Genomic DNA, 22,233 nt, shown 5'->3' on the forward strand with positions numbered 1-22,233 from the left:
ACTCTGTAAATCCGCATCATGCAACGCCGAGCAAATCATAAAATTGCTCGGCGCCTCTATAAAAAATACAACCCCCCTTAATCGCCACCTAGATATCGATCATTGAGCAGGTACTCGCGCCTCAAAGCGAACATCTACTCGTATTGTTCAAGCTCTTCTCGCAAAGCAACTTCAAGAGCAGTCGGAGAAATCACCACCCCCACATCCCCTGGCACAGGAAACACTTGACACAGTCGAGAATCTGAATGCATACCCGGAAGCCACTTATCTAAAAAGTCCTCAATAGCAATTTTACGCGGCCAAAAATCACCCCATTCATCCGTCGCACAGCGCTTAGCAAATTCCTCCTCAGGCCAGAACGGCACCACTACGTTTCCTTCTAGGGTAGCAGTGGCCCATCCCTCATCATACAAACCCCAAACAACCTCAAAATCTGCAACTTTTCTGATGAAAAACTCAAACCTACCCTCTGAGCTTAGAGAGGATACATTTAAAACTTTACTATCGTGCATTCTCAATATCCTCCTATCCTGTGCTGAGTTTTATGAAGGTCTGCATCTTGCAGTTTAGAGTGACGATAGCAGAAGCCATCTTTCGCCTCTGTATTATATCCATGCGCCAACTCCTTCCCCTTACCTTTTGAGTTGCGTGAATTCCCTGGTAGTCTTAGCGCCGTTCTGTTTCCACTCTTGATATGGCGCATGTCATTCTTCACCCATCCTCGAATCCACGCTGGCTGCTTATCGTCACCCGCCAATGCCCGAATCCGCTCCTGCTTGTTTGATCGACCATGCGATCCATCTTGACAGATCGGACACTGCTTCTTGGGAGCTAAACCAAATACGTCAAACCACTCAATTGGATTCGGGGCGTAAGCATATAAATTCAGCCCCCCCTCATAACTGATCGGGTCTTGGCTAATGAAACGGCCCGCCTTCGGATCATAGTACCGATACCGGTTGTAATGCAGCCCGGTCTCGTGATCGTGGTACTGCCCCTGGAAGCGAATCGGGTTGCTCATCCCAATCTGCCTGGCCCAGTCCGAACGCACCTCGCGCACGTCACCCCACGCCTTGTACTGCCCCGCCCACGCCACCTCTCCGTGGTGGTCGGTCAGCTCCATCGGCGTACCGAGGTGATCGCACTGGTACCAGGCAATCGCATCGATCGGCTGCGGTTTCACTTCGTGCTGCCACAGCGGGTCCTGGTCGATGTCGTATTCGCGTCCACGCCAGTCCGGCTGCCGTAACAGGCGAATCGGTGCCTTGCGCAGCGCCTGCGCAACGGGCACGAAGCTGTCCGGTTCGTACAGGTAATGCACCGTCCGCCCGGTCTCCCCTTCGTCCTGCGGCGGCGAGCTTTCCCAGGCGAGGTTGTCGCCATCCCAGCCGTACAGGGTGTAACCGCAACCCAGTTCGCGCTGGCGCTTGGCGCGTTGCATCTGGTTCCAGCCGCTGCCCGCACGGGGATCGTCGTAGTGATGCGCGGTCGAGTGTTTGTGCAGGCGACGGCCCAGCGCGTCGTAGCTGTACGCCACGCTGAGCTTGCCATCGTCGAAGCGGACCAGACGGTCGAACAGGTCCCAGGTCAGGCGGGCCTTGTCGCCGTTGTGCAGGCGGTGGATGAGGTTGCCGCGTTCGTCGTACTGGTAATGCGTGCCGGCGTACTCGCGCAGCAGGTTGTCCATCAGCTTGTTGCGACGCGGGTCGCTTTCCAGCGGGCGGTTGAGTTCCTGGGTCTTCTGGTCCAGCAGGTTGCCGGCCGGGTCGAAGGCGAAGGTCTCGACACCCAGGCGACTGGTGGCTTGCAGCAGGCGGCCCACCGGGTCGTACTGATAGGCCAGGTGACCACGGCGGGTGTCGTGGATGTCGGTCAGCTGGCCGACGGCATCGTATTGATACTGGCGCTTGAGCAACGTGGACTTGCCGTCGTGGCTACCCAGCCATTGCGCCTGCAGGCGACCCGCCGGGTCCCACGCCTGGGTCTGCATCAGCTGGTTGCCCTGATGCCGGACCACCTCACGGTGCAGAGCATCGCGCTCGTAGGCCAGCAGCTCATGCTGGTCAAGGGTCATGCCCAGCACGTGACCGCTGCCGTAGGTGAGCGTGCTGACTTTGTAGCCACGACGTGCGCAGGTTCGGTTCCGTCCTCGTACAAAGTGTACACGCCATTACAGACCTATTTTTACAATGGGTGACCGAAAGGAGCGTAAGAACTAAAACCTATCCATCACCCATCAGACTTCACACCAAAGCTTTACAAAAACCAAAAATCAAAACTTTAATTAAACTTAAAACAAACCGCACCTAAACAAGTAGGCACAGCCCGCCAAACATATAAAAATCGCGCATACTATTGACGTACCTTGCCGTACTCATAATCCAACCAGCCTTCTTCGCTCTTTACCTCCAAATACTTGACAACCTCATCAAAATCAACCTCCCGAGGAACGTTTACTGAGAAAAATTTTTTACTCATTCCTTCCCAAGAACAGCCCATATTGGAAATCTCGGCCATGATCAAACCTGGCACACTTTCATCGCCATCAAAAAATATAATCCTAATTGTACTATTACCCTCATCAGCCACCACAGCAACGAAAACGGCCTCACCATCACTTCCCTTTGAGGTACTCACCTCGTCCTCAAAACACACCTCCTTTGAGTAGAACGGTATATTCTTTATTCTATAAAGATTTCCGTCTTTTTTTTCAGCCCATACACTTTCAACCCCAACCGGGGGGTAGCCATCAACAACATTCAAGCTAATAAAAACCTTTTCCATTAGCACCACCTATATTTCACAAGAATCACTTTTCTCTAGATTACAGACCCTACACAGAACCTGTCCATTCTCTGGAGTTCCCGAACCGCCCTTTGCCTTAGGAATCACGTGATCAACATGTGCCTCATTGTCAGGAGGTCTCACACCCCGCTCATGCCTGACTGCACTGAACGCCTGCACGCTGCAGCTCTCGCAAGTCAAGTGACCATAACGGTCAATATTTTCTTGTTTAACCTCTCTCTTCCCAGCCTTTGTAAAATCTTTACCAGGCCTACTACCTGGTCCACTTATTCGAGCAAGACCCAACGGATCAAGCCACTCCGTCGGATTATCCGCATAGCTATATAGATTTATCCCTCCCATATAGCTTATTGGATCTTGACTTAGGAACCGCCCAACCCTCGGATCATAGTACCGATACCGGTTGTAATGCAGCCCGGTCTCATGATCGTGGTACTGGCCCTGGAAGCGAATCGGGTTGCTCATCCCAACCTGCTTGGCCCACTCCGAGCGCACCTCGCACACGTCACCCCACGCCTTGTACTGCCCCGCCCACGCCACCTCTGCGTGGTGGTCGGTCAGTTCCATCGGCGTACCGAGGTGATCGCACTGATACCAGGCAATCGAATCGATCGGCTGCGGCTTCACTTCGTGTTGCCACAGCGGGTCCTGGTCGATGTCGTATTCGCGTCCACGCCAGTCCGGCTGCCGTAACAGGCGAATCGGTGCCTTGCGCAGCGCCTGCGCGACGGGCACGAAGCTGCCCGGTTCGTACAGGTAATGCACGGTCCGCCCGGTCTCGCCTTCGTCCTGCGGCGGCGAGCTTTCCCAGGCGAGGTTGTCGCCATCCCAGCCGTACAGGGTGTAACCGCAACCCACTTCGCGCTGGCGCTTGGCGCGTTGCATCTGGTTCCAGCCACTACCCGCAAGCAGTTACAAACATCACGGCAAAGACAGCGTGCTGTACCGAGTCAAGCGCAAAATCGAATACGCCACGGCGCAGCTGCGTGCCAAGGTCGAGCATCCCTTCCAGGTGATCAAGGTGCGCTTCAATCATCGTAAGGTTCGCTACCGTGGACTGGAAAAGAATACGGCGCAGTTGTTCAGTCTGTTTGGGTTGGCCAATCTGGTACTGGCCAAGCGGTATTTGCAACGGACGGCGGGATAAGTCCGTCCGAAAGGCGGGGCTGGCCCGCTAATCAGCAAAATCAGGGTAGAAATCGGCCCAAGAAACGCAGAATAAGGCCGGCAGGTTGAAAAAACCGGCTTGAACATGGGGACGGTGAGAATTGGCTAATTGTTCAGCGTCTCCTTAGCCCTATAAACCTATCCATATACAGCACCACTTAAATAAAACTTCTTTCATCGCCCTTTGACACATTTAGCCGAAGCCTTGCTTTTTCAACTGCCCCCCTTAGAACGGAAGCATCCTCGCTCTTTAATCTTAAACTTTTTATCTCACCCATCATATCAACAGAGCGAGACAAAGCATCAAGCATCAAGCCGACCTGCTTATTTGCGTCAGCATCTTTGAACTCTGAAAACGGAAGTTTGACTCGCAACTCCACATCCCTTTTGAGTTTATGATATCGCTTGACCTCGGGATAATCCGCCTGTCGCTCATCAGGCATAACTATAGATATAAAACTCCATTTTTCCAAGCCGCAATCAAGAACAACATCAGACAAAATGCCAGCCAAAACTGGCTCCAATGTTTTACGTGCCTTGTGCTCTGCGTCACCTACCAACGCATGCTGCTCGCTCGACATCCAAAATTTCATGAATACTCCTAAAAGTCGCTTTTATTTAGCGGCGGTCTAGCACCGCCATTTTGGGCTTTGTACTCTAGAATTTTCTGATGCTGCCACGCATGCATCTCCCTTTTTGTGCCCACCGCCTCTTCACGCATAATCAAATTATTATCTTCCAAATACTGCTTTGTATATCGATGCTTTCCCCTGGTGGTCTCACCATATTTCATCACTTCGGTCGAATCACTATCCCTAAGAGTATAGCCAATAGCCGGAGCAGTACTGTTTAAGTTATTGCCATGAACTTTTTCAGAAGTCGCGATCTTACACGGACATGGCTTCGAAGGATCTTTTCCCGCCCCAAACCGCCCATTCGACTGACGCGGCTGTCCTTTCCACAACCCCAACGGGTCAATCCACTCCACAGGGTTCGGCGCATAGGCAAACAGGTTTAAACCGCCGCCGTAACTGATCGGATCCTGGTTCACAAACCGCCCAACCCTCGGATCATAGTACCGATACCGGTTGTAATGCAGCCCGGTCTCGTGATCGTGGTACTGCCCCTGGAAGCGAATCGGGTTGCTCATCCCAATCTGCCTGGCCCAGTCCGAACGCACCTCGCGCACGTCACCCCACGCCTTGTACTGCCCCGCCCACGCCACCTCTCCGTGGTGGTCGGTCAGCTCCATCGGCGTACCGAGGTGATCGCACTGGTACCAGGCAATCGCATCGATCGGCTGCGGTTTCACTTCGTGCTGCCACAGCGGGTCCTGGTCGATGTCGTATTCGCGTCCACGCCAGTCCGGCTGCCGTAACAGGCGAATCGGTGCCTTGCGCAGCGCCTGCGCAACGGGCACGAAGCTGTCCGGTTCGTACAGGTAATGCACCGTCCGCCCGGTCTCCCCTTCGTCCTGCGGCGGCGAGCTTTCCCAGGCGAGGTTGTCGCCATCCCAGCCGTACAGGGTGTAACCGCAACCCAGTTCGCGCTGGCGCTTGGCGCGTTGCATCTGGTTCCAGCCGCTGCCCGCACGGGGATCGTCGTAGTGATGCGCGGTCGAGTGTTTGTGCAGGCGACGGCCCAGCGCGTCGTAGCTGTACGCCACGCTGAGCTTGCCATCGTCGAAGCGGACCAGACGGTCGAACAGGTCCCAGGTCAGGCGGGCCTTGTCGCCGTTGTGCAGGCGGTGGATGAGGTTGCCGCGTTCGTCGTACTGGTAATGCGTGCCGGCGTACTCGCGCAGCAGGTTGTCCATCAGCTTGTTGCGACGCGGGTCGCTTTCCAGCGGGCGGTTGAGTTCCTGGGTCTTCTGGTCCAGCAGGTTGCCGGCCGGGTCGAAGGCGAAGGTCTCGACACCCAGGCGACTGGTGGCTTGCAGCAGGCGGCCCACCGGGTCGTACTGATAGGCCAGGTGACCACGGCGGGTGTCGTGGATGTCGGTCAGCTGGCCGACGGCATCGTATTGATACTGGCGCTTGAGCAACGTGGACTTGCCGTCGTGGCTACCCAGCCATTGCGCCTGCAGGCGACCCGCCGGGTCCCACGCCTGGGTCTGCATCAGCTGGTTGCCCTGATGCCGGACCACCTCACGGTGCAGAGCATCGCGCTCGTAGGCCAGCAGCTCATGCTGGTCAAGGGTCATGCCCAGCACGTGACCGCTGCCGTAGGTGAGCGTGCTGACCTTATGGCCATCGGGGCGAATCGTCGCCGTGCGCAGGTTCAGCGCGTCGTACTCGTGCTTCCACACCGCGACCATCGGCACAGCGGTCTTGAGGTAGTACTGATGCTCGCGAGTGAGGTTGCCCGCTTCGTCATGGAACCATTGCAACTTGCTGTCGGCATTGATGGCCTGGATCAGCTTGCCGTTGCCGTCGTAGGCAAAGGTTTCTTCCTGGCGCTGGTCGCCCTGGCGGGCCGTGCGCGAGGCCAGACGCCCGACGGCATCGAAGGTGATGTCGATCCGGCGTTGACCGACCTGGGTGCTGGCCAGTCGACCGCTGTCCGGGTCGTACTGGTAGCGGGTGACCAAACCATCGAAGCCCTTTTCTTCCAGCAGGCGGCCGACCGGGTCGTACAGGAACGTGGCCTTGCTGTCGTTCTCGTTCTCCAGCCCGATCAGGCGGCCCAGCTTGTCCCAGCGGTAGCGCAAGGTGTGCTCGTTGGCGTCGACCCGTTCGACCAGTTTGCCGGCCGCGTCGTAGGACCAGGTGGTGCAGCGGTCCAGCGCGTCGACGTGGGCCAACAGGCGGCCTTCGGCATCGCGTTCGAAACGCTCTTCGGTGTTGTCGGGGTGGGTGACTTTCGCCAGCTGACCGGCCTTGTACGCGTAGGTGGTCTTGTTGCCCGCCGCATCGGTGAACAGCACCAGACGACCGACGTCGTCGTACTCCCATTGACTGGTCTTGCCCGAGCAGTCGGTGTACTCGATCAGCTGGTCCGCCGCGTTGTACGCCAGCTTCTTCTCGTTGCCGTTGGCATCCTTGATCGCCTTCACCAGGCCCGAAGGCGTGTAGGCGAATTCGGTCTTGTTGCCCAGCGGGTCGGTGGTTTCGACCAGGTTGCCTTTCCGGTCGTAATCACGCAGCCACAGGCCGCCTTCTGCGTCGCGGATCTTGATCGGGTGACGACGGTCGTCGTAGGCAAAGTGCGTCTTGCTGTGGTCGGCACGGATATGGCGAATGACGCTGCCTTGATCGTCGTAGTCGTAGCGGTCTTCGCTGCCATCGGCGTGCACGTGGCGCAGGAGCTTCTTGCGCTCATCGCGGAACAGCCACTCGGAGCGTTCGTCCGGGTAGCGGATGCGATACAGGTGGCCCTGGATATCGTAGTAGTACCAGGTCTCCTGGCCGTGAGCGTCGGTGACGTAGGTCAGGCGGATGTTCTCGTCCCACGCCAGACGCGTGTCGTAGCTGCCGTCGTCGGCCCATTCATGGATGGCCTTGGCCTGGGCGCTGCTGCCCTCCCATTCCAGGTTCATGCCGCGCCCGGTGCGGTCGGTGTAGCGGGTAACCAGATGGTGCTGATACTGGTAATGCCAGGCGGCGCCGTTCTCGTCCTGGGCCGCGATCAGGTCGCCTTGGTCGTCGTAGTGGTAGGCGCACAGCTGACGAAGCGGCTGACCGTCGCGCATTTCCCACAGGCCTTTGATATGGCCGTGATCATCGATCAGGGTGCCGAGGTGACGTAGGACGTTCTTCGCATCACCCTGGAAGGTGATGATGTCGGACAGCACCGGGCGGCCGTCGTGGCGATGCTCGTAATGCAGCATGCAGCCGGCGTCGTTCTCCAGCAGGATCTTGCGCAGGTAATAACGATCGCCCACGCGCAGGTAGTATTCCTTGCGCACGAACCCACGGCAGATCACCAGTTCGCTGTCGGTGCTGCGCACCAGCAGCAAGTCTTCGATGGCGTTGAACAGCGCCTTGCCGACCTTGGGCAGCTCGAATGCGTGGCTGCGGCCGTCGAAGTCGTGGAACAGCACGCCTTTGCCGACGATGTCGATGCGGGTGGTGAACTCGGTTACCCAACGAGCGCCCAGGCTGCCCTGGTCGTACTCGGCCAGGCGCGAGTGGTAGATCCGCTCCCACTCGATGGGAAATGGGCCAGGCAAGCTGAAATCGGTGTGCTGAATGAATTCCGAGCCCAGCGAGAAGCTGATGCTGTGGCCGGTACGGGCCTTCGGTTCAGCGGGGCACGGTGGACGCTTGGGGCTTGGGGTCTGCTCGGCCGGGGCCTGTTTACCCACGACAGCAAGCTCACCCTTGCTCTGCTCCCGCTCCACCTTGGTCACGGTATCCGGCTTGGCCACCCCTGGCTGGCCGTTCTTGTGGCGGCTGCGGAAGCCTGCCACCGCCCCACCCAGCACCGTCAGCATCCAGCCGATGCTCATCTGCGTCGCAGGATCGGACAGCTTGTTCAGCTGCGTGGCCATTTCCCCGCCCAGCGCTCGCAGCTGCCCGGTATTGGCCAGCACGCTGTTCTTGATGTCATCGGGCATCAGCTTGCTGGTAGCGCTGTTGGCCATGCCTTTACCAGCCGCCTTGCAGGCGCTGTGCACCGCCCCGAAGAAGTTGCTGATCGCCGCCTTGGGGTCGTTGAGCAACTGGTCGCTGGCGGCTGCCATCTGCTTGCTCGCCGCCGCCTTGTCGCCCTGGGCGTCGAGTTGGCCGAGCACGACTTTCTCCAGGCCCGTGGCAATTTCGCCAGTCACCTTGGTACCCAGATCGCCCGCGTCCTTGAGAATGCCGGCGATCTTTGGCTGTGCCTGGGTCACAAAGTCGTCGAGGGTCCCGGCGATGGTGGCGTTGAGGTGGCCCATCAGCACCGTGATCAGCGAGTCGCCCAGCAGCATCTTGGCGCTGTTGCGCAGCTCCTGGCGGACCAGGAACAAGGTCGGGCGCAAGCTCATGCGGGCGGCTGCCATGGTCGGCGGCGCCGGCAATACGCCGATCAGGTTGATGCCCAGGCTGACCCAGTCGAGCACCTGGCGGTGCTTGCTCTTGACCAGGGTGACCACATCGCCCAGGGCGTCGACCAGGGCCATGATGTTGCCCACCACCGGCAAGGCACCGGCCACGGTCTTGATCCGTTCGAGGGTGACGTAGCCGCTGCTGACCGACTGCAACCAGGCGTCGAAGGCGGCGGCGCCGCGGCCCACGTCCTTGGCGTCGATGGTGTTGAGCGGGGCGACCGCGACTTGCGCTTCGCGTTGCTTGGATTCGCCACTCATGCCAGCACCTCACTGCCCAGCGGGCGCTTGGCCGGGTTGGCGGGAGGGCTCAGCGTCGGCAGCGTGGGCAGTTGCTTGAGAGTGTCGGCGGCCTTGAGGGCCGAGGCGGCGCCGGGCACCACCGTGCTGGCGAGCTGGGTCATGGCGCTGGTGTCGCCGCCGACGGCGGCCTTGACCTGTTGCACCTGTTGCAACGCGGCCTGGCCACTCTGGGCCAGTTTCATGCCGGCGCTGGCCAGGGACTTGCCCTGCTCCAGCAGGCCGCCGCCGCTCGAACCCAGCATGCCCTGGGCCACGGTTTTTCCTTGTGCCATCGCGTCCTGTACCAATGCCTTGCCTTTGTCCATGCCTTGCTGGGCCAGCGCCAAGCCCTGGCCCAGCAGCCCGTCCGCGCCCTTGGTGCCACTCGCGACTTCGCCGACCACGGCCTGCTGGCCGGGGGCGATGTCGTCGAACTGGCCTTTCACCGGCCAGGCGTTCGCGCCGAAGAAGCTGGCATCGGACCAGGTGTCGGCCGGGTCTAGGCCGAAGTCGACCCACAGCGGGCCAGCGGCAGCGCCGGATGCCTGATTGAAGCCCTTGCCGTCGAGGCTGCCCTTGATCGAGGCGCCCAACGCGTCGATCACCCCGTAGTCGCCGGTCTTCACACCCGCGCTGTTGACGTACTGGTAGAGCAGTTCGAGGTTGCCCTTGCCCGGCTTCGGCGGTTCGGGGAACGTACCCGCCTTGCTCGCGGCGCCGATGTGGGCGAACTGCGCCGCGTGGGCGGTGTAGTTGCCACTGGTGACATGGGTGATACCCGCCGCGTTGTACGTGGTGGCGCTGCCGCCGCCTTGCACGACCAATTCGGTCTTGGCGGTTAGCACGATGCGGTCGGCATTGGCGGTGATGTCGAGCTTGGCCAGCAGGTTGATGTTGTCTTTCAGCGCGCGGATATCGATGTCGCCCGCAGCCGCCACCAGTCTCCAGCCCAGGCTCTGCACGAACAGGCGCATGCCCTGGCTGGCACTGGCCAGCAGGCGTTTGCCGATCGACAGGCTGGTGTGCCCGGTACTGCTCAGGGCCAGGTGCTCACCGGTCGACACGTGCGTCGGCCCTGGCGTGGTCAGGGCGATGCCGGCAGGGCTGGCGAGCACCAGGTGCGGCTGGGTGAGTTCGGGAAACTCATTGGCGCTCTGGTTGGCCGGGCCGCTGCCGAGAATGCCCTGATGCTGCTCGTGCAGTCGCTTGGCCACCTCGTCCTGATCGCCTGGCTCCTGTGCCTGCATCTGCTTGGCCAGTTCAGCCAGGCTGTCCTGCTGCTCGCTGGCGGTGGCCAGGCGCTCGGCCGTCTCGGGCAGGTCCTTGTGGTGCCTGGCTTCGTTCGGCCGGGGCTCGGTGGTGATCAGCAGGCCACCAGCGGCGCGCACGGCGCCGTGGCGGTCGGTGCGCAACTCGAAGCCTTCACCGCGCGGGGCGCCGCCGCTCGGCCGGGGGTGGGTCAGGTAGCCGAGGTTCAGCGCACTGGCGCCGTGGTCGCTGCGCAGGGCGATGCTGATTTCACCGGTGGTGTCGTCGATGCGCAGTTCGTTGCCGCGGCTGCCCTTGTATTCCTTGCTCTTGATCGTGGCCAGGGTCTTGAGGTCGGGCAGCTTGTAGTGCGGCATGTTCACGCCGTGGTACAGGCAGCCGGTCACCAGCGGCTGGTCGGGGTCGCCTTCAAGGAAGCTGACCAGCACTTCCATGCCCACGCGGGGCAACTGCAGGCCGGCGATGCCCTGGCCGGCCCAGCCGGAGGCGACGCGCAGCCACACGCTGGACTTGTCGTCGGCCTGGCCTTCGCGGTCCCAGAAGAACTGCACCTTGATGCGGCCGTATTCGTCGCAGTAGATCTCTTCGCCGGCCGGGCCGCTGACCACGGCGCGCTGGTCGCCCAGCACCCGGGGCTTGGGGTGGCGCAGCGGCGGGCGGTACGGGGCGTCCCACGGCGTGGCGGTGAAGGTGTTGCGGTAACCCTGCTGGAAACCGTCGTGCTTCGCGTCGATGTCGCTGGTGATGACTTCTTCCAGCACCTGCGGCTGGCGGCCTTGGTGGTGCACGGCGAGCAGCAGCCAGAGGTCGTTCCAGGCCGCGTTGGGGTGGCTGGCCAGGGCCAGGAAGTGCCCGCTGGCCAGCAGCGGTTGGTCACTGCGGCCCTCGGCCTGGCGGAAGTCGCTGCGGTGGCGCTCCAGGGCGCGGGTGGCCAGGTGCTTGCCACGGGCGCGGTCGAGGAAGCGGCCGGGGTAGTCGTAGTCTTCAAGGTCCGGCTCGGCGTGGCTGACGGCCTCGCCTTCGAGCTGGATCAGCGGCTTCTTGAAGTCGTAGTCGCGGCGCGTGACGCTGCTGGTGCGGGTTTCCAGGCGCAGGGCGAAGCCCTTGATCATCGGCGTGTCGGCGACCAGCCCGGCGTCGTGCTGGAAGCTGACCGGGGCCAGTTTGGGAAACACCGTCTGGTCGTCGCCGAACACCAGCAGGTGGCCGTCGGCGCGGTGACGAAAGTGATAGTGGATGCCTTCTTCTTCGCACAAGCGCTGGATGAAGTGCAGGTTGGACTCGTCGTACTGCACGCAGTATTCGCGTTGCGGGTACTGCGCGCCCAACTGGAACTGGTAGGCATTGGCGAGGATGCCATGCTCCTCCAGGACCAGGGCGATGATCTGCGGCACGGTCTTGTGCTGGAACATGCGCTGGTTGATGCGGTGGTCCAGGTACGCCAGCTGCGGGCGCAGGGTGACCTGGTAGCGGGTCAGGCGCTTGCCCGACTCGCCCTGGGCGGCGCGATAGATCAGGCCGTGCAGGCCACGGCCGGCATCGTCGAGCTGGAGGAAGGCGGGTTTGTGCAGCAGGCGTTCCAGGTCCAGCGAAGGGCGTTCGCTGACCAGCTCGAGGTCAATGGCATAGGCGTGGCTGATGGCTTCCGTGCCGTTGAAGGCGAGGACCTGGAAATCGTGCTCCAGGCCGTCGATGTGCAAGCTGAAATGGGTCTGGTTCGCGGCGGCAAACATCCCTGTCCTCCTTTAGGAAAACGTAGTGAAAACGACCGCAGCCCGCCGCGCGAACGCGGCAGGCAGCGGTGTGATCCAGGTTTAGCCTGCGACCGGAACGCGCCAGTCGTCGGAACCGGAAGTCCCGGAGACCTCGTGGGTCCAGGTGATCTTGCGGTAGGTGAAGTACACGTCTTCCAGGTGGGTGAAGTGGGCGTTGGCCGGGTCCTGGCAGTTGTGCATGTAGTCCTTCATGTCGACGATGATCGCGTCTTCCAGGACGGTGGTGTAGTAGTGCTCCTGGGTGCCGGCGGCCGAGGTGCGGTACCACTTGATCTCGACCTTGGTCATGCGCTCACCGGAGGTCAGGGCCGCCAGCAGCAGTGGCGAGGCCTTGTCGAAGACCTTGGTGATCTTCACCGGTTTGTGCACGCGCTGGCCGGTCGGTTGGCCGGACTGCGGATCACGGGGGATGATCACCTGGTGGTCGAAGCCCTGGACCATCACCTGGTCTTCGTGGCCTTCCTGGTAGGTGTTGCCCACCGAATCGGCGGTGAACGCGCCAGCGGTGATCAGGCCTTGTTTTTCGCCGGTGACGGACATGTACGCGGGTGTTGCCATGGTGCTGCTCTCCTTGCTGTGGATAAGTGCCTTTTTCGGCAGCAAATTGCCGGTCAATCGGATCTTGATATGACAAAAGTCGTGCCAACTTGAGGAAAAGCCTTATAGATCAAGGCCTGCAGCGACCCACACTGAAAATCGCGAAGCTTTTTCGGAGAAAACCACGGGAAAAGTGCGCAACTTCTTGCGCAGTGGTGTGCAAAAAGTTGCGCAGTTGCCTGTACGCCATATTTCTCAGGGCCTACAGGAATGTATGCACAGGCTTATCCACATTTGAGTGCGCAACTTCTTGCGCAGTTGACTAAAAAGTCAGGAGAGTGCGCCGAAGCTGTAAAAAACATCGCAACGTGCAGCACGCCGGCCACAAACTTAAGCTCGGGTTGCCATGGACTGGCTGTAGGCAAACACGAGGTAGGCGACCCAGCTACTGCTTGGTGGGGTACTGTCAGGAAGTGCCGGATGATGGCCTTTCCGAACCACCGCTGCGTGCGCTTCAAACTGGCAGCCAAGCCACCCTGCAAAAGCTGACGCAAACGTCATGCGCCACTCAGTTTCCTGACAGGCTCAGGTCCCTAAATTGCCTCTGGACAGAGCGCCGATCGGCGCCAACGAAAAACCAGAGGGAACACCCATGAACAGCGTCAAGGCAGTTGTGATGGCAGCAACCTTCGGCATGGCAAACCTGGCCCATGCAGAAGGCGGTGGGGACCGCACCTTCATGAGGATGGAAGCCGCTCGGCAATCCTCCCAGCAGGCTTATCAGCTTACCCAGGAGAACAATGACCAGACACCCGTCGCCGCTCAGCAAGACCAGCACACAGGGCACAAGCACTGCTGAAGCAAGCTTACAGAAATGTAATCACCCTCGAACCCGAACTATGGCAGTTTCAAGTGACCTCCTCCGGCAAATCGGGTGCTTCGTCGAAAACCTGCGAAGCTTGCGAGGACCGAACTGAAACCGAGGGCTGCGACATTCGGCGGCCTGGATATCAGCTATTTCTCTGACTGGACGCAACGGCATGCAAAGCAAAACCACACGACGATCCTTCGTCAAAGGCCTGGCTGCTACCGGACTACTGGGCGGGTTGGGCATGTGGCGCGCGCCGGTGTGGGCGGTGACCAGCCCTGGCCAGCCCAATGTGCTGACAGGCACAGAATTTGACCTTTACATCGGTGAGCTGCCGGTCAATATCACCGGCGCCCCGCGCACCGCCATGGCAATCAACGGTTCTCTGCCAGGCCCCACGCTCCGTTGGCGCGAAGGCGATACCGTCACGCTTCGGGTGCGCAACCGTTTGAAGCAGGACACGTCCATCCACTGGCACGGCATCATCCTGCCGGCGAACATGGACGGTGTCCCAGGCCTGAGTTTCCATGGCATCGCCCCTGATGGCATGTACGAGTACAGGTTCAAGGTCCATCAGAACGGCACCTACTGGTACCACAGCCATTCTGGCTTCCAGGAGCAGGTCGGGGTGTATGGCGCACTGGTCATCGATGCGAAAGAGCCCGAGCCGTTCAGTTATGACCGGGACTATGTGGTGATGCTCAGCGACTGGACGGACGAAGACCCTGCCCGGGTGCTCTCCAAGCTCAAGAAGCAGTCTGACTACTACAACTTCCACAAGCGAACGGTGGGTGATTTCGTCAACGACGTCGGCGAGATGGGCTGGTCCGCCGCGGTCGCTGACCGCAAGATGTGGGCCGAGATGAAGATGAGCCCCACCGATCTTGCCGACGTCAGCGGGTACACCTACACCTACCTCATGAATGGCCAGGCGCCAGACGGAAACTGGACCGGCGTTTTCAAGCCCGGTGAGAAAATCCGGCTGCGCTTCATCAACGGCTCGGCCATGACGTACTTCGATGTGCGCATTCCTGGCCTGAAGATGACCGTGGTCGCGGCGGATGGGCAACATGTCAATCCCGTTTCGGTCGACGAGTTCCGTATCGCCGTTGCTGAAACCTACGATGTCATCGTTGAGCCACAGGATGAACAGGCATACACCATTTTCGCTCAATCCATGGATCGCTCGGGGTACTCCAGGGGCACCTTGGCTATCCGCGAAGGCTTGCAAGCACCGGTTCCAGCCGTCGACCCTCGCCCCGTCATCTCCATGGGTGACATGGGCATGGACCACGGCAGCATGGCGGGGATGAATCACGGCAGCATGGCCGGCATGGACCACGGCGACATGGCCGGTATGGATCACGGCAACATGGCAGATACCGGTGGGGCCATGCAAAGCCATCCCGCCTCAGAGACCAACAACCCGTTGGTCGACATGCAGACGATGACTCCAACCGCAAAGCTGAGCGACCCGGGGGTTGGGCTGCGCGACAACGGCCGTCGGGTTCTGACCTACTCGGATCTGCGAAGCACCTTCATCGATCCGGACGGTCGGGAACCTGGCCGAACCATCGAACTGCATCTGACCGGCCACATGGAGAAGTTCGCCTGGTCCTTCGACGGCATCAAGTTCTCCGATGCCGCCCCCCTGCGCCTGAAGTACGGCGAGCGCCTTCGCATCACCCTGGTCAACGACACCATGATGACCCACCCCATCCACCTCCATGGCATGTGGAGCGACCTGGAGGATGAGCACGGCAACTTTATGGTTCGAAAACACACGATTGACATGCCCCCCGGCTCGAAACGGAGTTATCGCGTGACCGCAGATGCCCTGGGACGCTGGGCCTATCACTGTCACCTGCTGTTCCACATGGAAATGGGCATGTTCCGAGAAGTCCGCGTGGACGAATGAACTGGAGATCCGAAATGAGCAAACCCCTGAAACGAAACACCTTTGTCCTTTGCGCTGCGATGGCGGGCCTGTTCACCGTTTATGCCCCATCGTCGTGGTCGAGCGACACCCATGAACAACATACCCAGACGTCTGCCGATTCCGCGAAGGCCAAGGGCGCTCAAGGCATGGATCACGGCGCCATGAAAGGTATGGATCATGGCTCCATGCAGGGCATGGATCACGATGCGATGAAAGGCATGGATCATGGCTCGATGCAGGGCATGGATCACAGCAAAATGATGCAATCGCATGGCAGCGACGACGCTAAGGCAGGGAAAGATGACCAGTAGCCTGGCGCGACCCTCGCTGCTGGCCCTGACCGTTTCGCTTGGCGTGCTGGGCGTTGCGCCCAGCTTCGCCGCTGAAGAGGTGGACCACTCGGCGATGGATCATTCGTCCATGGGGCACGACTCGATGCCAGGCATGGACCACAGCCAGATGGGCGCAAGCGAGCCTCGGAAAAAAACCGCGCCCGCCGATCACAGCAAGATGGATCATACGAGCATGCAGGGGATGGACCATGGCGCCATGGATCACTCAACGATGAACCACGGTTCCGCGGCGCCTGCCACTACCAGCCGTACCCCGATTCCCGTACTCACGGATGCAGACCGCCAGGCGGCGTTCCCGCCGTTGGGCGGACATCGGATGCACGACAGCGCAATCAACAGCTTCTTCTTGCTGGACCAACTCGAGTACCAGGATGCTGACGAAGGCAGCGCGCTGGCCTGGGATGCTACTGGATGGATAGGCGGTGATATCAACCGGCTCTGGATACGCTCCGAGGGTGAACGGACCAACGGTGTCACCGAAGATGCCGAACTACAGCTGCTCTACGGCCGCTCGGTCAGCCCTTGGTGGGATGTGGTTGCCGGGGTTCGCCAGGACTTCAAGCCGCAATCTCCTCAGACCTGGGCTGCGTTCGGCATCCAGGGCATGGCACTGTACGGTTTCGAAGCCGAAGCCACTGCATTCCTCGGCGAAAACGGCCAGACCGCCGCCCGCCTGGAAGGCGACTACGACATACTCCTGACCAATCGCCTGATCCTGCAGCCAACCGCTGAAGTCAATTTCTACGGCAAGAACGATCCTGAGCGTGGTGTGGGTTCCGGTCTTGCCAATACCGAAGTCGGCGTGCGGCTGCGGTATGAAATCGTTCGCCAGTTCGCACCTTACATAGGCGTCACCTGGAACCGCTCCTATGGCAAAACCGCCGACTTCATCCGTGATGAAGGTGGGGATGTGGATGAAGCACGTTTCGTCGCCGGCATCCGCATGTGGTTTTGAGAGCCAGACATGAAAAGAACGATAACAACGCTGGTTGCAGCAGGCGCCGTCACCAGCGCGAGCGTTCTGGCAGCCGCGTACTTTGGCGTGGTGAACGTCGCGGCCGATGATCCTCACTTCCCGGCAGTACATGCCTTTCTGGCCATGGTTCGGGATCGTTCCATCGAGGTGCGCGCCAGGGATATCGAGGTACCAGACCTCAAGGACGAAAACCTGATTCGCATGGGCGCTGGTAACTACAACGCCATGTGCATCGGTTGCCATCTTGCCCCCGGCGTTGAGAAGACAGAGCTCAGCCAGGCGCTGTACCCCTCTCCTCCCGACCTGACCAAACTTGGGGTCAGCGGTGATCCCGCTGTCGCGTTCTGGACCATCAAACACGGCATCAAGGCCACAGGCATGCCAGCTTGGGGCAAGAGCATGGGTGACCCGTACATCTGGGGAATTGTCGCCTTCCTCGATCAGCTACCCCGAATGAACGCCCAGCAGTACAACGCGATGGTCGCGATCAGCGGCGGTCACCAGCATGGGGGTGGCGAAAGCGAAATGCACAATCATGAAGGCCAACACGGCGACAACGTGCCAGGTCGCTACGAAGAGGCAGCCTCGGGAAGTGGCCACCATGACAAGGGGCAATCCAAGGCGCATCATCCGGCTTCGCCAAGCGCACCCACCGCGCCTGGCCATCACGGGCATGGCGAGGCCGACAGCGCCCAACACTCGAAGCCGGCTCCGAAGTCGCATTTTCACCGCGATGGAAAGGAGCACACCCATGAGCACTGAAAGTCATCGGCATCGCCATGGCATGCCCAGGGGCTGAGAAAGTTTACCGTGAATATCCCCCTCGACGCGCGCACCTCGAGGGGGAGCTCCATCAACCAGCGACCCCGCTTCCGGAGCTCGTCAGCGGGTTGGCGCCGCCCTGCTCCACACGCCGGCGACGTCGTGTCACCAGCAGGCCCGAGCACACCACCAGTATCGCCAGCGCCATGGTCGATACCACTTCGAGCCGGTGGTCGGGGCGCAGCAACATCAGCACCAGCACGGCGCTGATGAACAAGATCACACCCCATGTCAGCCAAGGGAACAGCCACATCCTGTAGCTCAGGGTCTTACCTTCGGCGATCAGGCGTTTACGCAGGCGCAGCTGGGAAATGGCAATCACCAGATAGACCAGCAGAGCAATCGCACCCGAGCTGGCCATGAGGAAACCGAACACCTTCGAGGGCACCAGGTAGTTGGCGATCACCGTCAGGAACGCGGCACCGGTAGACAGCATTACGGCATAGATCGGCGTACCGCTGCGGGCGGTCACCTGGGCACAAGCGGGCGCATCGCCCCGGCGGCTCAGCGAATAGAGCATGCGCGAAGCGGTGTACAGCGAGGAGTTCAGGCAACTGGTCACCGAGGTCAGCACCACGAAGTCGATGATGGCCTTGGCATGGGGCACGTTGAGAATATTCAGCACCGCCACATAGGACCCTTCGCTCGCCAGCCTTGGATCGTTCCACGGCACCAGCGCCACGACGATGAAGATCGACAGGATGTAGAACAACGTGATCCGCCAGATCACCGAGTTGGTGGCCTTGGAGATCTGCTTGCCAGCGGCATCGGACTCCGCCGCGGCAATGGTCACCACCTCGGCACCGAGGAACGAGAACATAGTGATCAGCATCGCGCTGAGCACTGCACCAAAGCCGTTGGGCATGAAGCCGCCGTTATCCCACAAGCGTGAAACCCCGCTCACGCCGGTGCTGGGGAACAGGCCAAGGATGGCGCAGGCACCGAGGATGATGAAGCCGACGATAGCGGCCACCTTCACCAACGCCAACCAGAACTCGAACTCGCCGTAGTGCTTGACGCTGAACAGGTTGGTGGCGGTCAGCAGCAAGGTGATGACCAACGACAGCACCCAGATTTCCATCTGCGGCACATACGTGTTGATGATGGTTGCGGCGATATTGGCTTCGATGGGAATGATCAGCACCCAGAACCACCAGTAGAGCCAGCCAATGGTATAGCCCGCCCACTTGCCGATGGCCTGGTCGGCATAGGTGGAGAACGAACCGGTGTCTGGCGACGCGACGGCCATTTCCGCCAGCATGCGCATCACCAGCACGACCAGCACGCCGGCGAAGATGTAAGCAAGGATGGTGGCCGGGCCGGCCTCTGCAATGGCCCGTCCTGAACCTACGAACAAGCCGGCGCCAATGACACCGGCAATGGAAAGCATGGTCACATGACGGGACTTGAGCCCGTGACTGAGATTGTTCTTATCGTTCTGCATGGCATTACCTTTGTTCTTGTACTGCCTCTGAGGGCATTTTCGGTGTCCGCGCTCACCAGCATCGGACGAAAAAGCCCGCCCTGTCCGAGAGGGTGAGTCGGACAGATGCGGGTGAGCACAGACCAGGGTGACGCTGACTCAAGAAAGCGCCGACGGCCGTCGAGCGACCGTCAGGCATGAGTGTCAGGCGAGCTCGTCGAAGCACTCGCCGATCAAGGCCAGACCGCGCTGCAAGTCCGCGTCGCTGACGGTCAGCGGAACCAAAATGCGCAAGACGTTGTAATAGGTGCCGCACGACAGCAGGATCAGCCCTTTGTCACGGGCCTTGGCCACCACCTTGGCAGTCAGATCGGCCGCAGGCTTGCTCAGGTCACCGCCCTCGAACAACTCTACGGCGACCATGGCACCCAGGTTGCGCACATCCACCAGGCTGTTGTGACGCTCGCCGATGGCGCGCAGGCCGCTGGTGAGGATTTCACCGACCGCCTGGGCCCGCTCCAGCAGTTTCTCGTCGTCGAAGGCTTCCAGCACGGCCAGGGCAGCGGCGCAGGAGACTGGGCTACCGGCGTAGGTCCCGCCCAGGCCACCGGGAGCCACCGCATCCATGATCTCGGCACGGCCGCACACACCAGCCAGCGGGAAACCACCGGCGATGGACTTGGCGAAGGTGGTCAGGTCGGCGGCGACGCCCAGTTGCTCCATGGCGAAGAAGGTACCGGTACGACCAGCACCGGTCTGCACTTCGTCGGCGATCAGCACGATGCCGTGCTCGTCGCACAGGGCGCGCAGACGGGCCAGGAAGTCTTTCGGCGCGACGTTGAAACCACCTTCGCCCTGGACCGGTTCGAGAATGATCGCGGCGATGTCAGTCGGCGCGGCGTCGTTCTTGAAGATGCGTTCGACGCTGGCGATGGCGTCATCGCTGCTCACGCCATGCACCGCGTTCGGGTACTGGGCACGGTAGATGCCACCTGGCATCAGGCCCATGCCCGCAGAGTACGGCACGACCTTGCCGGTCAGGCTCAGGGTGTAGTGCGTACGCCCATGGTAGGCGCCGGTGAAGGCGATCACACCCTGGCGGCCAGTGGCGGCACGGGCGATCTTGATGGCGTTCTCCACCGCTTCGGCGCCGGTGGTCACCAGCAAGGTCTTTTTCTCGAAGTCGCCCGGCACGCGCTGGTTGATCTTCTCGGCCAGGGCCACGTAGGGCTCGTAGCCAAAGACGTGGAAGCAGGTGTGGGTCAGCTTGGCCAGCTGCGCCTGGACGGCTGCCATGACTTTCGGGTGCAGGTGGCCGGTATTGAGCACCGCGATACCGCCGGCGAAGTCCAGGTACTCTCGGCCCTCGACGTCCCACACGGTGGCGTTCTCGGCACGCTCGGCGTAGATCTGGTGGATTTGCCCGACGCCACGTGGAATGGCGGCCAGGCGGCGTTGTTGCAGGCTCTGGTTGGTGTTCATGTTCGCTCCGTTCAAGACTCGATCAACGACGGTCGTGGTTACACGCCGATGCACAGGTATTTGATTTCCAGGTAGTCATCGATGCCGTACTTGGACCCTTCGCGGCCCAGGCCAGAGGCTTTAACACCGCCGAATGGCGCGACTTCGTTGGAGATGATCCCGGTGTTGATACCGACGATGCCGTACTCCAGCGCCTCGCCCACACGGAACACCCGGCTCAGGTCGCGGGCATAGAAATAGGCCGCCAGGCCGTATTCGGTGTCGTTGGACATGGCGATGACTTCGTCTTCGTCCTTGAAGCGGAACAGCGGCGCCAGCGGGCCGAAGGTCTCTTCCTTGGCCACGGCAGCATGCTGGGGCACGTCGACCAGAATGGTCGGCTCGAAGAAGGTGCCGCCCAGCGAATGCGGTTTGCCACCCGCCACCACACGGGCGCCCTTGGCAACGGCATCCTCGATGTGCTCCTGGACCTTGGCCACGGCCTTGGCGTCGATCAGCGGGCCGGTGGTGATGCCGGCTTCCAGGCCGTTGCCGATGTTCAGGCGCGCGACTGCCGCCTTGAGCTTGTCGACGAAGGCGTCGTAGACGCCGTCCTGCACATACAGGCGGTTGGCGCAAACGCAGGTCTGGCCGTTGTTGCGGTACTTGGAAACCAGGGCACCTTCGACGGCTGCATCCAGATCGGCATCGTCGAACACGATGAACGGGGCATTGCCGCCCAGTTCCAGGGACACTTTCTTGATGTCCTTGGCGCATTCGGCCATCAGTTGGCGACCGATTTCGGTAGAGCCGGTGAAGGTCAGCTTGCGTACGATCGGGTTGTGAGTGAGTTCGCCGCCCACTTCACCGGCACTGCCGGTGACCACGCTGAGTACCCCCTTGGGAATGCCGGCACGCTCGGCCAACTCAGCCAGGGCCAGGGCCGAGTACGGCGTCTGCGAAGCAGGCTTGAGCACCATGGTGCAGCCGGCGGCCAACGCCGGCCCGGCCTTGCGGGTGATCATCGCCGAGGGGAAGTTCCACGGGGTGATCGCCGCGGTGACGCCAATCGGCTGCTTGATCACCATCAGGCGCTTGTCTGGCTGGTGGCCGGGGATCATGTCGCCATAGACACGCTTGGCTTCTTCGCCGAACCACTCCAGGAACGAAGCGGCATAGGCGATTTCGCCTCGGGACTCGACCAGTGGCTTGCCCTGCTCGAGGGTCATCAGGCGCGCCAGGTCTTCCTGGTTCTGCATCATCAGTTCGAACCAGCGGCGCAGGCGATTGGCGCGGTCCTTGGCAGTCAGGGCGCGCCAGGCCGGCAAGGCCCGTTCGGCGGCTTCGATGGCGCGGCGGGTCTCGACAGCGCCCATCTTCGGCACATGGCCGATCAGTTCGCCGGTGGCCGGGTTGTTCACCCTGAGGGTCTGGCCGCTGTCGGCATCGACCCAGGCGCCATCGATGTAGGCCTGCTGGCGGAACAGGCTGGAGTCTTGCAATTGCACGCTAGTCTTCCTCTGCTGG

Annotated in this window: 16 protein-coding genes and 3 pseudogenes; 6 read left to right on the forward strand and 13 right to left on the reverse strand. The window is 60.8% G+C overall.

Going from position 1 to position 22,233, the window contains the following annotated elements; translation table 11 throughout:
* Positions 1-134 precede the first annotated feature (134 nt).
* The 6 genes and pseudogenes from IF103_RS21515 to IF103_RS21530 form a co-directional block, all read right to left on the reverse strand.
* Positions 135-512, reverse strand: a complete 378-nt coding sequence (locus IF103_RS21515) for a DUF2750 domain-containing protein (RefSeq protein WP_041925556.1) — start codon at positions 510-512, stop codon at positions 135-137.
* A gap of 2 nt (positions 513-514) precedes the next feature.
* Positions 515-703, reverse strand: coding sequence for a polymorphic toxin type 8 domain-containing protein (locus tag IF103_RS25025; protein ID WP_238546566.1), 189 nt, complete (start codon positions 701-703; stop codon positions 515-517).
* A gap of 117 nt (positions 704-820) precedes the next feature.
* Positions 821-2,122: pseudogene (locus IF103_RS21520) on the reverse strand (RHS repeat-associated core domain-containing protein); the annotation flags it as partial.
* A gap of 230 nt (positions 2,123-2,352) precedes the next feature.
* A complete protein-coding gene (locus IF103_RS21525; protein ID WP_023381478.1) occupies positions 2,353-2,784 on the reverse strand; it encodes a DUF4265 domain-containing protein in 432 nt (143 codons plus the stop codon).
* Between the two features lie 9 nt (positions 2,785-2,793).
* Positions 2,794-2,964 carry an HNH endonuclease gene (locus IF103_RS25155; RefSeq protein WP_274519659.1) on the reverse strand — a complete coding sequence of 57 codons (171 nt, stop codon included), beginning with the start codon at positions 2,962-2,964 and terminating at the stop codon, positions 2,794-2,796.
* 110 nt (positions 2,965-3,074) lie between these two features.
* A pseudogene (locus IF103_RS21530) lies at positions 3,075-3,711 on the reverse strand (RHS repeat-associated core domain-containing protein); the annotation flags it as partial.
* On the opposite strand from IF103_RS21530, the pseudogene IF103_RS21535 reads away from it, so the two are divergent.
* Positions 3,710-3,952, forward strand: a pseudogene (locus tag IF103_RS21535) (transposase); the annotation flags it as partial. The pseudogenes IF103_RS21530 and IF103_RS21535 sit on opposite strands and share 2 nt — an antisense overlap.
* 178 nt (positions 3,953-4,130) lie before the next feature.
* Here IF103_RS21535 and IF103_RS21540 read toward each other — a convergent pair.
* The 4 genes from IF103_RS21540 to IF103_RS21555 all read right to left on the reverse strand — a co-directional run bounded on the left by IF103_RS21540 (position 4,131) and on the right by IF103_RS21555 (position 12,885).
* On the reverse strand, positions 4,131-4,565 hold the full coding sequence (locus IF103_RS21540) for an Imm44 family immunity protein (RefSeq protein WP_023382564.1): 435 nt from the start codon (positions 4,563-4,565) through the stop codon (positions 4,131-4,133).
* A gap of 8 nt (positions 4,566-4,573) precedes the next feature.
* Positions 4,574-9,262, reverse strand: coding sequence for an RHS repeat-associated core domain-containing protein (locus IF103_RS21545; protein WP_202675663.1), 4,689 nt, complete (start codon positions 9,260-9,262; stop codon positions 4,574-4,576).
* Positions 9,259-12,285: a type VI secretion system Vgr family protein gene (locus IF103_RS21550; protein ID WP_202675664.1), complete on the reverse strand. Its 3,027-nt coding sequence runs from the start codon at positions 12,283-12,285 to the stop codon at positions 9,259-9,261. Before IF103_RS21550 ends, IF103_RS21545 begins: the two co-directional genes overlap by 4 nt.
* An 81-nt stretch (positions 12,286-12,366) precedes the next feature.
* The gene (locus IF103_RS21555; RefSeq protein WP_023381485.1) at positions 12,367-12,885 is read right to left on the reverse strand and encodes an Hcp family type VI secretion system effector; all 519 of its coding nucleotides are present in this window, start codon (positions 12,883-12,885) and stop codon (positions 12,367-12,369) included.
* Between the two features lie 631 nt (positions 12,886-13,516).
* Between IF103_RS21555 and IF103_RS21560 the strand changes: the two genes are divergently transcribed.
* From IF103_RS21560 to IF103_RS21580, 5 genes are all read left to right on the forward strand, one after another.
* On the forward strand, positions 13,517-13,723 hold the full coding sequence (locus tag IF103_RS21560) for a co-regulatory protein PtrA N-terminal domain-containing protein (RefSeq protein ID WP_023382568.1): 207 nt from the start codon (positions 13,517-13,519) through the stop codon (positions 13,721-13,723).
* 181 nt (positions 13,724-13,904) lie between these two features.
* Positions 13,905-15,650: a copper resistance system multicopper oxidase gene (locus tag IF103_RS21565; RefSeq protein WP_104881197.1), complete on the forward strand. Its 1,746-nt coding sequence runs from the start codon at positions 13,905-13,907 to the stop codon at positions 15,648-15,650.
* A 14-nt stretch (positions 15,651-15,664) separates the two neighbouring features.
* The gene (locus tag IF103_RS21570) at positions 15,665-15,982 is read left to right on the forward strand and encodes a hypothetical protein (protein ID WP_023382570.1); all 318 of its coding nucleotides are present in this window, start codon (positions 15,665-15,667) and stop codon (positions 15,980-15,982) included.
* Positions 15,972-16,979 (forward strand): copper resistance protein B, encoded by a 1,008-nt coding sequence (locus IF103_RS21575; protein ID WP_023382571.1) that lies wholly within the window; start codon positions 15,972-15,974, stop codon positions 16,977-16,979. The genes IF103_RS21570 and IF103_RS21575 overlap by 11 nt, the downstream gene beginning before the upstream one ends.
* A 9-nt stretch (positions 16,980-16,988) precedes the next feature.
* On the forward strand, positions 16,989-17,762 hold the full coding sequence (locus tag IF103_RS21580) for a c-type cytochrome (RefSeq protein WP_023382572.1): 774 nt from the start codon (positions 16,989-16,991) through the stop codon (positions 17,760-17,762).
* Between the two features lie 91 nt (positions 17,763-17,853).
* On the opposite strand, the gene gabP is transcribed toward IF103_RS21580, so the two are convergent.
* The 3 genes from gabP to gabD all read right to left on the reverse strand — a co-directional run bounded on the left by gabP (position 17,854) and on the right by gabD (position 22,214).
* Positions 17,854-19,266 (reverse strand): GABA permease, encoded by a 1,413-nt coding sequence (gene gabP, locus IF103_RS21585; protein WP_023382573.1) that lies wholly within the window; start codon positions 19,264-19,266, stop codon positions 17,854-17,856.
* A gap of 183 nt (positions 19,267-19,449) precedes the next feature.
* Positions 19,450-20,727: a 4-aminobutyrate--2-oxoglutarate transaminase gene (gabT, locus tag IF103_RS21590; RefSeq protein WP_023382574.1), complete on the reverse strand. Its 1,278-nt coding sequence runs from the start codon at positions 20,725-20,727 to the stop codon at positions 19,450-19,452.
* A gap of 38 nt (positions 20,728-20,765) precedes the next feature.
* Positions 20,766-22,214 carry an NADP-dependent succinate-semialdehyde dehydrogenase gene (gene gabD, locus IF103_RS21595; protein ID WP_023382575.1) on the reverse strand — a complete coding sequence of 483 codons (1,449 nt, stop codon included), beginning with the start codon at positions 22,212-22,214 and terminating at the stop codon, positions 20,766-20,768.
* Positions 22,215-22,233 lie beyond the last annotated feature (19 nt).

The organism is Pseudomonas sp. SK2 (assembly GCF_016772395.1).
Classification (GTDB): Bacteria; Pseudomonadota; Gammaproteobacteria; order Pseudomonadales; family Pseudomonadaceae; genus Aquipseudomonas; species Aquipseudomonas taiwanensis.

Bases quoted from the DNA above. Each gene is read 5' to 3' on its own strand.
- IF103_RS21515 (WP_041925556.1), bottom strand. From the start codon at position 512: ATGCACGATAGTAAAGTTTTAAATGTATCCTCTCTAAGCTCAGAGGGT.
- IF103_RS25025 (WP_238546566.1), bottom strand. From the start codon at position 703: ATGCGCCATATCAAGAGTGGAAACAGAACGGCGCTAAGACTACCAGGG.
- IF103_RS21525 (WP_023381478.1), bottom strand. From the start codon at position 2,784: ATGGAAAAGGTTTTTATTAGCTTGAATGTTGTTGATGGCTACCCCCCG.
- IF103_RS21540 (WP_023382564.1), bottom strand. From the start codon at position 4,565: ATGAAATTTTGGATGTCGAGCGAGCAGCATGCGTTGGTAGGTGACGCA.
- IF103_RS21545 (WP_202675663.1), bottom strand. From the start codon at position 9,262: ATGAGTGGCGAATCCAAGCAACGCGAAGCGCAAGTCGCGGTCGCCCCG.
- IF103_RS21550 (WP_202675664.1), bottom strand. From the start codon at position 12,285: ATGTTTGCCGCCGCGAACCAGACCCATTTCAGCTTGCACATCGACGGC.
- IF103_RS21555 (WP_023381485.1), bottom strand. From the start codon at position 12,885: ATGGCAACACCCGCGTACATGTCCGTCACCGGCGAAAAACAAGGCCTG.
- IF103_RS21560 (WP_023382568.1), top strand. From the start codon at position 13,517: ATGAACAGCGTCAAGGCAGTTGTGATGGCAGCAACCTTCGGCATGGCA.
- IF103_RS21565 (WP_104881197.1), top strand. From the start codon at position 13,905: ATGCAAAGCAAAACCACACGACGATCCTTCGTCAAAGGCCTGGCTGCT.
- IF103_RS21570 (WP_023382570.1), top strand. From the start codon at position 15,665: ATGAGCAAACCCCTGAAACGAAACACCTTTGTCCTTTGCGCTGCGATG.
- IF103_RS21575 (WP_023382571.1), top strand. From the start codon at position 15,972: ATGACCAGTAGCCTGGCGCGACCCTCGCTGCTGGCCCTGACCGTTTCG.
- IF103_RS21580 (WP_023382572.1), top strand. From the start codon at position 16,989: ATGAAAAGAACGATAACAACGCTGGTTGCAGCAGGCGCCGTCACCAGC.
- gabP (WP_023382573.1), bottom strand. From the start codon at position 19,266: ATGCAGAACGATAAGAACAATCTCAGTCACGGGCTCAAGTCCCGTCAT.
- gabT (WP_023382574.1), bottom strand. From the start codon at position 20,727: ATGAACACCAACCAGAGCCTGCAACAACGCCGCCTGGCCGCCATTCCA.